At 65.6% G+C, this 13,773-nt stretch carries 12 protein-coding genes; 10 read left to right on the forward strand and 2 right to left on the reverse strand.

The features are described 5' to 3' along the window. Complete coding sequence (locus KHO27_RS21250) at nucleotides 1-1,110, forward strand: ABC transporter permease (protein ID WP_111531964.1); 1,110 nt, start codon at nucleotides 1-3, stop codon at nucleotides 1,108-1,110. Here KHO27_RS21250 and KHO27_RS21255 read toward each other — a convergent pair whose 3' ends face one another. After that, complete coding sequence (locus KHO27_RS21255; RefSeq protein WP_046853718.1) at nucleotides 1,111-1,512, reverse strand: flagellar basal body-associated protein FliL; 402 nt, start codon at nucleotides 1,510-1,512, stop codon at nucleotides 1,111-1,113. It lies immediately after the preceding gene. A 157-nt stretch (nucleotides 1,513-1,669) separates the two neighbouring features. Here KHO27_RS21255 and KHO27_RS21260 point away from each other — a divergent pair, with 157 nt between their 5' ends. From KHO27_RS21260 to KHO27_RS21290, 7 genes are all read left to right on the forward strand, one after another. Further along, a complete protein-coding gene (locus KHO27_RS21260) occupies nucleotides 1,670-2,650 on the forward strand; it encodes an NADPH:quinone oxidoreductase family protein (protein ID WP_110697150.1) in 981 nt (326 codons plus the stop codon). Nucleotides 2,651-2,900: 250 nt separating this feature from the next. After that, entirely contained in the window at nucleotides 2,901-4,142 is a 1,242-nt protein-coding gene (locus KHO27_RS21265) for an SfnB family sulfur acquisition oxidoreductase (RefSeq protein ID WP_110697148.1), read from the forward strand. Between the two features lie 82 nt (nucleotides 4,143-4,224). Continuing rightward, nucleotides 4,225-5,406, forward strand: coding sequence for an SfnB family sulfur acquisition oxidoreductase (locus KHO27_RS21270; RefSeq protein ID WP_110697146.1), 1,182 nt, complete (start codon nucleotides 4,225-4,227; stop codon nucleotides 5,404-5,406). Next, nucleotides 5,406-6,797 carry an LLM class flavin-dependent oxidoreductase gene (locus KHO27_RS21275; protein WP_110697144.1) on the forward strand — a complete coding sequence of 464 codons (1,392 nt, stop codon included), beginning with the start codon at nucleotides 5,406-5,408 and terminating at the stop codon, nucleotides 6,795-6,797. Before KHO27_RS21270 ends, KHO27_RS21275 begins: the two co-directional genes overlap by 1 nt. Next, nucleotides 6,790-7,590, forward strand: a complete 801-nt coding sequence (locus KHO27_RS21280; RefSeq protein WP_110697141.1) for a MetQ/NlpA family ABC transporter substrate-binding protein — start codon at nucleotides 6,790-6,792, stop codon at nucleotides 7,588-7,590. The genes KHO27_RS21275 and KHO27_RS21280 overlap by 8 nt, the downstream gene beginning before the upstream one ends. A gap of 1 nt (nucleotide 7,591) precedes the next feature. Further along, a complete protein-coding gene (locus KHO27_RS21285) occupies nucleotides 7,592-8,701 on the forward strand; it encodes a methionine ABC transporter ATP-binding protein (protein WP_110697139.1) in 1,110 nt (369 codons plus the stop codon). After that, entirely contained in the window at nucleotides 8,691-9,335 is a 645-nt protein-coding gene (locus KHO27_RS21290) for a methionine ABC transporter permease (protein WP_110697137.1), read from the forward strand. Before KHO27_RS21285 ends, KHO27_RS21290 begins: the two co-directional genes overlap by 11 nt. 60 nt (nucleotides 9,336-9,395) lie before the next feature. Here the strand turns inward: KHO27_RS21290 and dibA are convergent, their stop codons facing one another. After that, the gene (gene dibA, locus KHO27_RS21295) at nucleotides 9,396-11,291 is read right to left on the reverse strand and encodes a phosphodiesterase DibA (protein ID WP_214500728.1); all 1,896 of its coding nucleotides are present in this window, start codon (nucleotides 11,289-11,291) and stop codon (nucleotides 9,396-9,398) included. Between the two features lie 150 nt (nucleotides 11,292-11,441). Here dibA and desA point away from each other — a divergent pair, with 150 nt between their 5' ends. Then, complete coding sequence (gene desA / locus KHO27_RS21300; RefSeq protein WP_102683489.1) at nucleotides 11,442-12,626, forward strand: delta-9 fatty acid desaturase DesA; 1,185 nt, start codon at nucleotides 11,442-11,444, stop codon at nucleotides 12,624-12,626. 140 nt (nucleotides 12,627-12,766) lie between these two features. Then, complete coding sequence (locus tag KHO27_RS21305; RefSeq protein WP_110697135.1) at nucleotides 12,767-13,756, forward strand: GGDEF domain-containing protein; 990 nt, start codon at nucleotides 12,767-12,769, stop codon at nucleotides 13,754-13,756. Nucleotides 13,757-13,773: the final 17 nt, after the last annotated feature.

The raw sequence follows: 13,773 nt of genomic DNA on the forward strand, positions 1-13,773 counted from the left end.
ATGAGCCAGCTCTCCCATACCTTGCGCCTGGGCCTGAAGGAACTCACCAGCCTGCGCCATGACAGCGTGTTGCTGCTGTTCCTGCTGTACGCCTTCAGCGTGGCGATCTACATGCCCGCCGCAGGCTCGGTAATCGGCGTGCACAACGCCAGTGTCGCAGTGGTCGACGAAGACCACGGCGCCATCTCGCGCAAGCTCGCCGAGTCGCTGCAACCGCCCGAGTTCCAGCCCACCGTGGCACTGCCGGCGGATCGCCTTGACCAGGCCATGGACAGCGGCCAGTACACCTTCGTGATCAACGTGCCGGTGAACTTCCAGGCCGACCTGCTGGCCGGGCGTTCGCCGGAGCTGCAGGTCAACGTCGATGCCACGGCCATGAGCCAGGCCTTCATGGGCGCCGGCTACATCGGGCGGATCTTCGAACGCGAACTGCTGGAGTACGCAGGCCGCAGCACCAGCAGCCCTGCCCTGCTCAACCCGAAAGCCCTGTTCAACCCCAACCTCGAAGGCGGCTGGTTCCTGGCGGTGATCCAGATCGTCAACAACATCACCATCCTGGCCATCATCCTCACCGGCACCGCGTTGCTGCGCGAGCGTGAGCACGGCACCCTCGACCATCTGCTGGTGCTGCCGCTGACGGCACTGGAAATCATGCTGGCGAAGATCGCCAGCAACGCCCTGGTGGTGGTGGCCTGTACCTGGATTTCGCTGGAAGTGGTGGTCAAGGGCGCCCTGGGCGTGCCGCTGGCGGGCTCCATGGGGCTGTTCCTGGGGGTGACTGCGCTGTACCTGTTCGCCAGCACGGCACTGGGCATCTTCCTCGCCACCCTGGCGCGCTCGACACCACAGTTCGGCCTGCTGGCGATCCCGGTGATCATCCCGATGCTGCTGCTGTCGGGAGGCAGCACGCCGCTGGACAGCATGCCGCAGTGGCTGCAGTGGGTCATGCAGGGGTCGCCCTCGACCCATTTCGTCAGCCTCGGCGCGGCGATCCTGTTCCGCGACGCCGGGCTGAGCGTGGTCTGGCCGGACGTCGCGGCGCTGGCCGCGATCGGCCTGATATTCTTCGGCGTGGCCCTGGCGCGCTTTCGCCGCAGCCTCGCCGCCTGATCACTGCACGATCAGGTTGTTGAACAGCAGGTCCTCGACGATCGGCTTGCCCTCTTCGGACTCCATCACCTGCTGCACCTGCTTCAGGGCTTCCTGGCGCAGTTTTTCCTTGGCCTCGACGTTGCTCATGTTGTCCACGCCCTGCTGGGTGAACAGCGCCACCAGCTGGTTGCGGATCAGCGGCTCGTGGTGCTTGACCGCCGTGGCGGCGGCATCCCCGGTCACGCGCAGGGCGACGTCGGCCTTGTACACGCGCAGCTTGGGGCCGCCGTCGAGGGCGTAGTTGCCAACGAAGGGCGGGCTGAGGCTGATATAGGCGACCTTGGGCTCGCCTTCCTTTTCCTCGGCCATGGCCGCCGCCGGCAGCATCAGGGCCAGCACCATCAAGATCCACGCTTTCACGAATTCGCTCCTCATTACAGTTGCCGCCAGCTTACCCAGCGCGCCGGCCAAACCCAAGCCCGGGCTTATGCCGGCTCATCAGGGCCGACCATGCTCGTTGACCCTCGGGGCGGCCCTCCTACACTTATCGGCCACCACACGCAAAGGAATAGCCCTGATGAAAGCCTTGTTGTGCAAAGCCCTGGGCCCGGCGCGGGACCTGGTCCTGGAAGAGGTCGCCAGCCCCGTGCCGAAGAAGAACGAGATCCTCCTCGACGTGCACGCCGCAGGGGTCAACTTCCCCGACACCCTGATCATCGAGGGCAAGTACCAGTTCAAGCCACCGTTGCCGTTCTCACCGGGGGCGGAAGCCGCCGGCGTGGTAGCCGCGGTCGGCGAGAAGGCCGGCGCGTTCAAGGTTGGCGACCGGGTCATGGCCCTGACCGGCTGGGGCGCTTTCGCCGAGCAAGTGGCGGTACCGTTCTACAACGTGCTGCCGATGCCGGCGGACATGGACTTCACCACTGCCGCCGCGTTCGGCATGACCTACGGCACCTCGATGCACGCCCTCACCCAGCGCGGTCAGCTCAAGGCCGGTGAAACCCTGCTGGTGCTCGGCGCCTCGGGTGGCGTGGGGCTGGCGGCAGTGGAAATCGGCAAGGCCCTCGGGGCACGGGTGATTGCGGCGGCCAGCAGTGCCGAGAAGCTGGCGATCGCCAAGGCGGCCGGCGCCGACGAGCTGGTCGACTACAGCCAGGCCAGCCTCAAGGACGAGATCAAGCGCCTGACCGGCGGTCAGGGCGTGGATGTGATCTACGATCCGGTCGGTGGCGAGTTGTTCGATCAGGCTGTGCGCGGGCTGGCGTGGAACGGCCGGTTGCTGGTGGTGGGGTTCGCCAGCGGGACGATCCCGCAGTTGCCGGTGAACCTGGCGCTGCTCAAGGGCGCGGCGGTGGTCGGGGTGTTCTGGGGCGCCTTTGCCCAGCGCCAGCCGGAGGACAACGCCGCCAACTTCCGCCAGCTGTTCGCCTGGCATGCCGAGGGCAAGCTGAAACCGCTGGTGTCGCAGACCTACCCGCTGGCCGAGGGCGGCGCCGCGATCGAACGTCTGGGGCAACGCCAGGCAGCGGGCAAGCTGGTGGTAACGGTTCAGCGCTGACCTTTCTGCCCTGTCGCTGGCTCACAGTGACAGGGCCGACCCCGCAGTTCTTCTATTCATATTCCTAAACGGTAGTTCATAAGCTTTTTATAAACGAATAGGGTATATCAACCGGACCACCGGACCAGCAAACGTCTGTCGCCATCAGCTGAGGCGACGCTTTCAACTTTGTGAGGTTAGGAATGGTCAGGATCACAATCACCCCAGTGCATAACGCCAGGGCATTGAGTGCAGCCAAGGAGCGGTACTGATGTCCAGCCAACCAACTACCCGATTCCACAGCGATCACGACAGCTCGCCGCTGCTGCTGCCGGCCAAGGTGCTGCGCAACGACGAAGAGGCCCTGCAGGCCGCCCGCGAACTGGCCGAGGTGGCCCGCCAGCAGGCCGCCAAACGTGACCAGCAGCGCAAGCTGCCATGGGCCGAGATCGAACAGTTCACCCGCAGCGGCCTGGGCAGCATCAGCGTGCCCAAGGCGTTCGGCGGCCCCGAGGTCTCGTTCGAAACCATCGCCGAAGTGTTCCGCCTGATCAGTGCCGCCGACCCGGCGCTGGGGCAGATTCCGCAGAACCAGTTCGGCATCCTGCAACTGGTGCGCCTTACCGCCACCCAGGCGCAGCAGGAAGCGATCTTCCGCGCCGTGCTCGACGGCTGGCGCATCGGCAATGCCGGCCCCGAGCGCGGGACCAAGGACACCCTGACGCTCAAGGCACGCATTACCCGCGAGGGCGACGGCTATCGCATCAGTGGCGAGAAGTTCTACTCCACCGGCGCCCTGTACGCCCACTGGGTAGCGGTAAAAGCCCTGGACGATGAAGGCCGGCAACGCCTGGCCTTCGTCCGTCGCGGCAGCCCGGGGCTGCGCATCGTCGACGACTGGTCCGGCTTCGGCCAGCGCACCACCGCCAGCGGCACCGTGCTGCTCGACAAGGTGCCGGTGGACGCCGACCTGGTGGTGGACAACTGGCGCCTGCGTGAAGAGCCCAGCATCCAGGGCGCCGCCTCGCAGCTGATCCAGGCGGCCATCGACGCCGGCATCGCCGAAGCGGCCATCGAGGACACGATCCAGTTCGTGCGGGAGAAGTCCCGGCCCTGGATCGAGGCCAAGGTCGAACGCAACAGCGACGATCCCTATGTGATTGCCGACATCGGCCGCCTGAAGCTCGAACTGCATGCCGCCGAGGCCCTGCTGCGCAAGGCCGCCAGGGTGCTCGACGAGGTCAACGCCGGCGTGATCGATGCCGCCGCCGCGGCCCGTGCCTCGATCGCCGTAGCCGAAGCCAAGGTGCTCACTACCGAGATTTCGCTGCAGGCCAGCGAGAAGCTGTTCGAGCTGGCCGGCAGCCGCGCCAGCCTGGCCGAGTTCAACCTCGACCGGCACTGGCGCAACGCCCGCGTGCACACCCTGCACGACCCGGTGCGCTGGAAATACCACGCCGTCGGCGCCTACCACCTCAACGGCACCCTGCCTGCCCGCCATTCCTGGATCTGATATCGGCCCATCGCGGGGCAAGCCCGCTCCCACGCGCTCGCGTAAGGTCGGGCGTGCTCCGCGATGGGACCTGGAGAGCACAATGACTGCATCCATCATCACCACCGACGGCCAGGCCCTGGCCGTCGCCGACGAACTCGCCCACTACCTGCGCGAAGACAGCGCCCTGCGCGACCGCGAACGCCGCCTGCCCCATGCCGAACTCGAACATTTCGTGCAGTCCGGCCTGTGGGGCATCAGCGTGCCCAGGGCCTTTGGCGGCGCCGGCGTGTCCAGTGCCACCCTGGCCAAGGTCATCGCACGCATCGCCCAGGCCGACGCCTCGCTCGGGCAGATCCCGCAGAACCACTTCTACGCCCTGGAGGTGCTGCGGGTGAACGGCAGCGCCGAACAACAGCAACGGCTCTACGCCGAAGTGCTCGCCGGCCGCCGCTTCGGCAACGCCCTGGCCGAACTCGGCACGAAGAACGCCCACGAACGCACCACCCGCCTGAGCCGCGACGGCGACCATTACCGCATCGATGGCCGCAAGTTCTACTGCACCGGCGCGATCTACGCCCAGCGCATCCCGACCCTGGTGATCGACGAACAGGGCGTATCGCACCTGGCCTTCGTGCCCGCCGACAGCCCGGGCATCGAGGTGATCGACGACTGGAGCGGCTTCGGCCAGCGCACCACCGGCAGCGGCTCGGTGGTGTTCAACCATGTGCCGGTCCGCGCCGAAGACGTGGTGCCGTTCCAAAGCGCCTTCGAGCGCCCGACCACGGTCGGCCCCCTGGCGCAGATCCTCCATGCCGCGATCGACACCGGTATCGCCCGCGCCGCCTACGAGGACGCCCTGCACTTCGTGCGTACCCGCAGCCGACCCTGGATCGACTCTGGCCTCGACAAGGCCAGCGACGATCCACTGACTCTGAAGAGCTTCGGCCAACTGGCAATCCGCCTGCACGCCACCGAGGCCCTGCTCGAACGCGCGGGTGAAATCCTCGACATCGCCCAGGCCGACAGCAACGCCGAGACCCTGGCCGCCGCCTCGATTGCCGTCGCCGAGGCCCGGGCGATCAGCACCGAGATCTCCCTGGCCGCCGGCACCACCCTGTTCGAGCTGGCCGGCAGCCAGGCCACCCTGGCCGAGCACAACCTCGACCGCCACTGGCGCAACGCCCGGGTGCACACCCTGCACGACCCGGTGCGCTGGAAGTACCACGCCATCGGCAACTACTACCTCAACGACGAAAAACCGCCGCGCCGAGGGACCATCTGATGGCCAAGCAGATCCTGCTCAATGCCTTCAACATGAACTGCATCGGGCACATCAACCACGGTTTGTGGACCCACCCGCGGGACACTTCGACCCAGTACAAGACCCTCGACTACTGGACCGACCTGGCCCGCCTGCTGGAGCGGGGGCTGTTCGACGGGCTGTTCATCGCCGATATCGTCGGCACCTACGACGTCTATGGCCAGTCGCTGGACGTGACGCTCAAGGAGTCGATCCAGTTGCCGGTCAACGACCCGCTGCTGCTGGTCTCGGCCATGGCCGCCGTTACCAGGCATCTGGGCTTCGGCCTCACCGCCAACCTGACCTATGAAGCGCCTTACCTGTTCGCCCGGCGCCTCTCCACTCTCGATCACCTGAGCAACGGCCGGGTCGGCTGGAACATCGTCACCGGCTACCTCGACAGTGCCGCCCGGGCCATGGGGCTGGAACAGCAACCCGAGCACGACCGCCGCTATGACCAGGCCGACGAATACCTGCAGGTGCTGTACAAGCTGCTCGAAGGCAGCTGGGCCGACAATGCCGTGGTCGCCGACCGCGCGCAGCGCGTGTATGCCCGGCCGGACAGGGTGCGCAAGGTCGAGCACCAGGGCGAGTTCTACAAGGTTGAGGGCTATCACCTGTGCGAGCCTTCGCCGCAGCGCACACCGGTACTGTTCCAGGCCGGCAGTTCGGCGCGCGGTTTGGCCTTTGCCGGCAACCATGCCGAGTGCGTGTTCATCAGCGGCCAGGAAAAGGCCGCCACCCGCGCCCAGGTCGACAAGGTGCGCGCAGCGGCGCAAGCCGCTGGTCGCGACCCGCAGGCGGTCAAGGTATTCATGGGCATCACCGTGATCGTTGCCGCAACTGAAGACCAAGCCCACGCCCTGCACGCCGAGTACCTGCATTACGCCAGCGCCGAGGCAGGTGTTGCGCATTTCGCCAGTTCCACCGGTATCGACTTCTCACGCTACGAACTGGACGAACCCATCGGATTCGCCAAGGGCAATGCCATCCAGTCCGCCACCCGCCAATTGCAGGACAGCGCCTGGACTCGCCGCCGCCTGCTGGAGCAGCACGCCTTGGGCGGCCGCTACGTGACCCTGGTCGGCGACCCCGGGCAGGTGGCCGAGCAACTGATCGGCTGGCTCGACGACACCGGCCTGGACGGCTTCAACCTGACCCGCACCGTCACCCCGGAAAGCTTCGAGGCCTTCATCGACCTGGTAGTACCCGAACTGCAACGCCGTGGCCGCTACAAGACTGGCTACGCCGAAGGCACCCTGCGCGAGAAGCTGTTCGCCAGCGACCATCCGCACTTGCCCGCCGACCATCCCGGATCCTCCTACCGCAACACCCCCACCCCTGCCCCGACTGGAGCCCTGCACCATGCTTGAAAAACTGTTCCGGCCCGTCGCGGCCATCGCCCTGGGCCTCGGCCTGTCCGCCGCCGCCTTCGCCGCGGAGCCACTGAAGATCGGCACCACCGCCGCCTTCGCCATCCCGTTGGAAGCGGCGGTGGCAGAAGCCCACAAACAAGGCCTGGAGGTGAAGCTGATCGAGTTCAGCGACTGGATCGCGCCGAATGTCAGCCTCAACAGCGGCGACATCGACGTGAACTACTTCCAGCACATCCCCTTCCTGGAAAACGCCAAGGCCGCCGCCGGCTTCAACCTGGTCCCCTATGCACCGGGGATCATCAACAACGTCGGGCTGTACTCGAAAAAGTACAAAAGCTTTGCCGAGCTGCCCGAAGGCGCCAGCGTGGCCATCGCCAACGACCCGATCAACAGCGGTCGTGGCCTGCAACTGCTGGCCAAGGCCGGGCTGATCACCCTCAAGCAGGGCGTGGGCTACAAGGCCACCGAGGACGACATCATCGCCAACCCGAAGAAGATCAAAATTCTCCAGGTGGAAGCGGTGCAGTTGGTGCGCGCCTATGACGACGCCGACCTGGTGCAGGGCTACCCGGCCTATATCCGCCTGGCCAACACCTTTGACGCTACGTCGGCGCTGCTGTTCGACGGCCTGGAGAACAAGGAATACGTGATCCAGTTCGTTATCCGCCCACAGGAGAAAAACGACCCGCGCCTGGCCAAGTTCGTCGATATCTACCAACACTCGCCAGCCGTGCGCGCCGCCCTGGACAAGGCCCATGGCAAGCTCTACCAGGCCGGCTGGGAAGGCTGACATGGCCCAGGCCAGCGCCCTGAGGGCGCCCATCCCGCCCGCCGAACCGTGCAAGGCCGAGGAAACGGCCCTGCGCCCGGAAGTGAACCAGGCGCACATCCGCTTCATCGGCCTGGGCAAGACCTATCCGGGCCAGGCCCAACCAGCGCTGCAAGGCATCGACCTGAACATCCGCCGCGGCGAAATATTCGGCATCATCGGCCGCAGCGGTGCCGGCAAGTCTTCGCTGCTGCGCACCATCAACCGCCTGGAACAGCCCAGCCAGGGCCGGGTGCTGATCGACCAGGTGGATATCGCGCCGTTCGACGAGGACCGCCTGGTGGCCCTGCGCCGGCGCATCGGCATGATCTTCCAGCACTTCAACCTGATGTCGGCCAAGACCGTGTGGCAGAACGTCGAGCTGCCGCTGAAGGTGGCCGGCGTGGCCAAGGCCGAGCGCCAGCGCAAGGTACGCGAGCTGCTGGAGCTGGTGGGCCTTGCGGAAAAGCACCATGTCTACCCCGCGCAGCTGTCCGGCGGGCAAAAGCAGCGCGTCGGCATCGCCCGGGCGCTGGTGCATGACCCCGAGATCCTGCTGTGCGACGAAGCCACCTCCGCGCTGGACCCGGAAACCACTGCCTCGATCCTCGAGCTGCTGCGCGACATCAACCAACGCCTGGGCCTGACCGTGGTGCTGATCACCCACGAAATGGCGGTGATCCGCGATATCTGCCAGCGCGTGGTGGTGCTCGAGCGGGGCGAGATCGTCGAACAGGGCGAGGTCTGGCAAGTGTTCGGCACACCGCGCCACGACGTCACCCGTACCCTGCTCGCACCGCTGCAGACCAAGCTGCCGGCCGCCTTGCAAGCCAGTCTGCGTGCCCAGCCGGTCAGCCGCGACGCGGCTGTGGTGCTCAAGCTCGGCCTGGTGGGCGAGCCGGAACTGAGCGCCCTGTTCAGCGATCTGGGCGGACGCGTGCGGCTGCTCCAGGGCGGCGTCGAGACCATCGGCGAGCATGCCTTGGGGCAACTGATCCTGGCCGTGCGCGGCTCGCCGCTGGACACCCGCCAGTTGCTCGAACGCGCCCGCCGCTGGGCCGTGGATGTGGAGGTACTCGGCCATGTGGATTGATCGCCTGCTGCAAGGCTTGCTCGACACCCTGCTGATGGTCGGCGTGTCCTCGCTGGTCGCGCTGGTCGTCGGGGTACCGATGGCAGTGCTGCTGGTCACCAGCGACAAGGACGGGATCTTCGAGGCCGCCGCGCTGAACCGGGTGCTGGGCGCCATCGTTAACCTGTTCCGCTCGATCCCGTTCCTGATCCTGATGGTCGCGCTGATCCCCTTTACCCGCTTGGTGGTCGGCACCACCTATGGTGTGTGGGCCGCCGTGGTGCCGCTGACAATTGCCGCCACGCCGTTCTTCGCGCGCATCGCCGAGGTCAGCCTGCGCGAGGTGGACCACGGCCTGATCGAAGCGGCACAGGCCATGGGCTGCCGGCGCTGGCACATCGTCTGGCACGTGCTGCTGCCCGAGGCGCTGCCGGGGATCGTCGGCGGGTTCACCATCACCCTGGTGACGCTGATCAACTCCTCGGCCATGGCCGGGGCGATCGGTGCCGGGGGTTTGGGCGATATTGCCTACCGCTACGGCTACCAGCGCTTCGACAGCCAGATCATGCTGACCGTGATCGTGATGCTGGTGGCGCTGGTAGCGGTGATCCAGCTGGGTGGGGACCGTTTGGCCAAAGGTTTGAACAAGCGTTGAGCCCATCGCGGGGCAAGCCCGCTCCAACCAGTGGGAGCGGGCTTACCACGCGATACGGTGTCAGCCCCAGTGCAGCTCCGCCGCCGGCACCGGCCGCCCGAACCAGTACCCCTGCCCCAGCTGGCACTGCTGCTCCAGCAGGAACCGCGCCTGCTCGGCCTGCTCCACCCCTTCGGCATGCACCTGCATGCCCATGCTTCGCGCCAAGGCGATGATCACCCGCACGATGGCAATGTCGTCTTCATCGTGGGGCAGGCCTGCCACGAAGCCCTGGTCGATCTTCAGCTTTTGCACGGGCATGCGTTTGAGCCGCAGCAATGACGAATAACCTGTACCGAAATCGTCGATGGCCAAGGTCACGCCCAGCTCGCGCAGGCGATGCAGCTGTTCCAGGGCGACTTCTGGGTCTTCCATCACCGCGCTCTCTGTCACTTCGAGCTCGAGCAGCGACGGATCCAGCCCGGTATCGTGCAGCGCATCGGCCACCTGGCGGTACAGGTCACGCTGGCTGAACAGGCGACTGGAGATGTTCACCGCCACGAATGCCAGCTGCCGCCCTTCGGCCTGCCACTGCACCATCTGCCGACACGCTTGGTGCAGCACCCAGGCGTCGATTTCGGCAATCAGCCCGGTACGCTCGGCGATGGGGATGAACTCCCTGGGGGGGACCAGGCCACGCACGGGATGCTGCCAGCGCACCAGCGCCTCGACGCCGATCATCCGGGCGGTGAACAGGTCGTGCACCGGCTGGAAGAACACCCGCAGCTCCTGCTGTTCGAGCGCCCGACGCAATTCGCCGGCGGTCTCGACCCGCTGCTGGGCATGGGCGGTAAGCTCCTCGGTGTACAGCGCGTAGCAGGCGCGGCCATTGCTCTTGGCCTTGAACAGCGCCGAATCGGCGTTGCGCAGCAGCTGTTCGGCGCTCAGTGCATCGTTGGGGAACAGGCTGATACCGATGCTGGCACTGATGAACAGGCGGTTGCCCTCGAAACAGAACGGTTCTTTCAAGCGCTCGATGATCGATTGCGCCAACTTGCCTGCCTGGCCGACCTGCTGACAGCTCTCGGCCAGCACGCCGAACTCGTCTCCCCCCAGGCGCGCCAGGGTCACACCGTTGCCCAGCACCTCGCGCAGACGTTCGCCGACCAGCTTGAGCAGTTGGTCGCCAATGGTGTGGCCGAGGCCGTCGTTGATGCTCTGGAAGTGATCGAGGTCGAGCAGCAGCAAGGCGCAGCCGCGCTTGTTGGCCTGCGCCGCGGCCATCGCCTGCATGGCGCGATCATTGAACAGCAGGCGGTTGGGCAGACCGGTCAGCGGGTCGTGGTGAACGAGATAGGCCAGCTCCTGTTCGGTGTGCTTGATCACGCTGATGTCGCTGAACACTGCGACGTAATGGCTAAGCTCACCACTGTCGTCACGAATGGCGCAGATCGTCTGCCATTGCGGGTAGATTTCCCCGCTTTTACGGCGATTCCAGATTTCCCCGCTCCATTCGCCCTGCTCCGCCAGCGCGGCATAGATCTGCTGGTAGAACGGCGCCCCATGCCGCCCTGACTTGAACTTGCTCGGACGTTGACCGATGACTTCTTCCTGCTGGTAGCCGGTAATGCGCATGAATGCCCGGTTGACGTGCACGATCAAGCCGTTGCGATCGGTCACCAGCACCCCTTCCAGGGTGCTGTCGAACACCGCCGCAGCCATGCGCAGGCGCTCGCGGTCATCGCTGCGCAGGCGCGCGCCGATACCAATGAAGTTGAGCAGGCGCGCACGTGAAACGAAGATCAGCGCGGCACTGAGCAAGACCCAGAGCACGACATTGATCTGCCGCCCCACGGCCAGGGCCAACGGATCCTCGGTCATGCCGTGCAAGACCAGCTCGGACAGCACCAGCCAGAGAATCGAAAGCAACACGTAGAGCCCGGCCATGCGCAAGGCGTCGCGAACGGAAACAGACATGTCGGGTGAATGAGCCCATGAAAAAAGAAGGGGCATTATAGGGGCTGAAACACCCTGTGACTTCCTATCCAAAAGCGCGACTGGTTTTATTTCCCCGCCAAAGGATAATGCCTGCGTTGTTCCGCCTGTTTTCCGAGGGTATTTCCCGTTATGTGGTATTACGGTCTGCTCGACTTGTCGGCCTGGCAACTGGTCGCCGTCACCCTGCTGATGACCCATGTGACCATCGTCAGCGTCACCATCTACCTGCACCGCTACTCGGCCCACCGCGCCCTGGAGCTGAACGCGGGCCTCAAGCATTTCTTCCGTTTCTGGCTGTGGCTCACCACGGCGCAGAACACCCGCGAGTGGACCGCCATCCACCGCAAGCACCACGCCAAGTGCGAAACCCCCGACGACCCGCACAGCCCGGTGCACAAGGGCCTGGGCACCGTGCTGCGCAAGGGCGCCGAGCTGTACCGGGAAGAGGCGAAAAACGAGGAAACGCTGCGCATCTACGGCAAGAACTGCCCGGACGACTGGATCGAGCGCAACCTCTACACCCGCTACAAGCTCGGCGGCATCGCCCTGATGGCGGTACTCGACCTGCTGCTGTTCGGCACCATCGGCATCACCATCTGGGCGATCCAGATGATGTGGATTCCGTTCTGGGCCGCCGGTGTGGTCAACGGTCTGGGCCATGCCGTGGGCTATCGCAACTTCGAATGCCGCGACGCCGCCACCAACCTGGTGCCGTGGGGCATCATCATTGGCGGCGAGGAGCTGCACAACAACCACCACACCTACCCCAACTCGGCCAAGCTCTCGGTACGCCGCTGGGAGTTCGACATGGGCTGGATGTGGATCCGCCTGCTGAGCCTGCTGCGCCTGGCCAAGGTGCAACGGGTGGCGCCCATCGCCCATCGGGTGGAAGGCAAGGCGTCGCTGGACATGGACACTGCCATGGCCATCCTCAACAACCGCTTCCAGATCATGGCCCAGTACCGCAAGCTGGTGATCGGCCCGCTGGTCAAGCAGGAGCTGGACAAGGTCGACACCTCGGTACGCCACCGCTTCCGCCGCGCCAAGCGTCTGCTCTCGCGGGAAACCAGCCTGCTGCAGGATCGCCACCACGTGCGCATCGAGTCGCTGCTGGCCCACAGCCAGGCTCTCAAGACCATCTACGAAAAGCGCCTGGCGCTACAGCAGATCTGGGCGCGCACCAGCGCCAACGGCCACGACATGCTCGCCGCCATGAAGGACTGGGTACACGAGGCCGAGGCCAGTGGTATTCAGTCGCTGCGTGACTTCGCCGCCCAGCTCAAGACCTACTCGCTGCGCCCCAACGGCGCCTGAGCACCGTTGATCGGCATGCCCCGCAATGGGGCGTGCCGACCGGAACTTCCCCCCCTGCAATCGACTCAAATCCGGCATATCGCCCGCGTGGCGGGCCGGACCGTGGCCGCACGCCCATCGTCGAGAACCGTTCCGTGCTCATGGCCAAAGATCTCCCACCCACCTCTACCGGCACCCCGCGCCCCGAAGCTGCTCAAACCCTGCTCGCCCTGTTGCACGCTCAAGGCGAAGTGGCCCGCCTGAGCGAACGCGAGCAGCTGTACAGCTCGCTGCTCGACAGCGTCAACGCAGTGCTCTGGGCCTTCGACTGGGAAACCCGCCAAGTGCTCTACGTCAGCCCAGCCTACGAGCGCATTTTCGGCCGCCCGGCCAGCCTGGTGCTGGCCGACTACAACGAATGGCGCGACGCCATCTACCCGGACGACCTGGAGTACGCCGAGCGCAGCCTGGCCCAGGTGCTGGTCAAGGGCACCGTCGAGGACCGCGAGTACCGCATCCTCAACGCCGCCGGCGAGGTGCGCTGGCTCAGCGACAAGTGCTATATCAACCAGCAGCGCGAGGGCGACCAGCGGGTGATCATCGTCGGCATCGCCGAGGACATCACCGAGAAAAAACAGCTCGAAGGTGAGTTGCAGCGTCTGGCCACCACCGACGTGCTCACCCAGAGCAGCAACCGCAGGCATTTCTTCGAGTGCGCCCAGCAGGCCTTCGACAGCGCCCGCGAGGACGGCACGCCGATGGCCTTCCTGCTGTTGGACATCGACGACTTCAAGCACATCAACGACAGCTATGGTCACCAGGAAGGCGACCAGGTGCTGCAGCGCATCGCCGACAGTGGCAAGGCCGTGCTACGGCGTGGCGATCAGTTCGGGCGCATTGGCGGCGAAGAGTTTGCCGCCGTGTTCCCAGGCTGCACCGCTCAGGTAGCCGAACAGATCGCCGAGCGGCTGCAGCGGGAAATCCAGCGGTTGAGTTTCAGCCATGGTGAGCAGACCTATGGCGTCACGGTGAGCCAGGGGCTGACCGGGCTGATTGATGAAGACGAAACGCTGGACAGCCTGTTCGCTCGGGCCGATGCGGCGATGTACAGGGCCAAGCGTCAGGGCAAGAACCAGATCGTTCGCGGCTGAGGGGAGCCTGGAAAACC

It is taken from the genome of Pseudomonas sp. RC3H12 (assembly GCF_018596375.1).
Lineage (GTDB): Bacteria > Pseudomonadota > Gammaproteobacteria > Pseudomonadales > Pseudomonadaceae > Aquipseudomonas.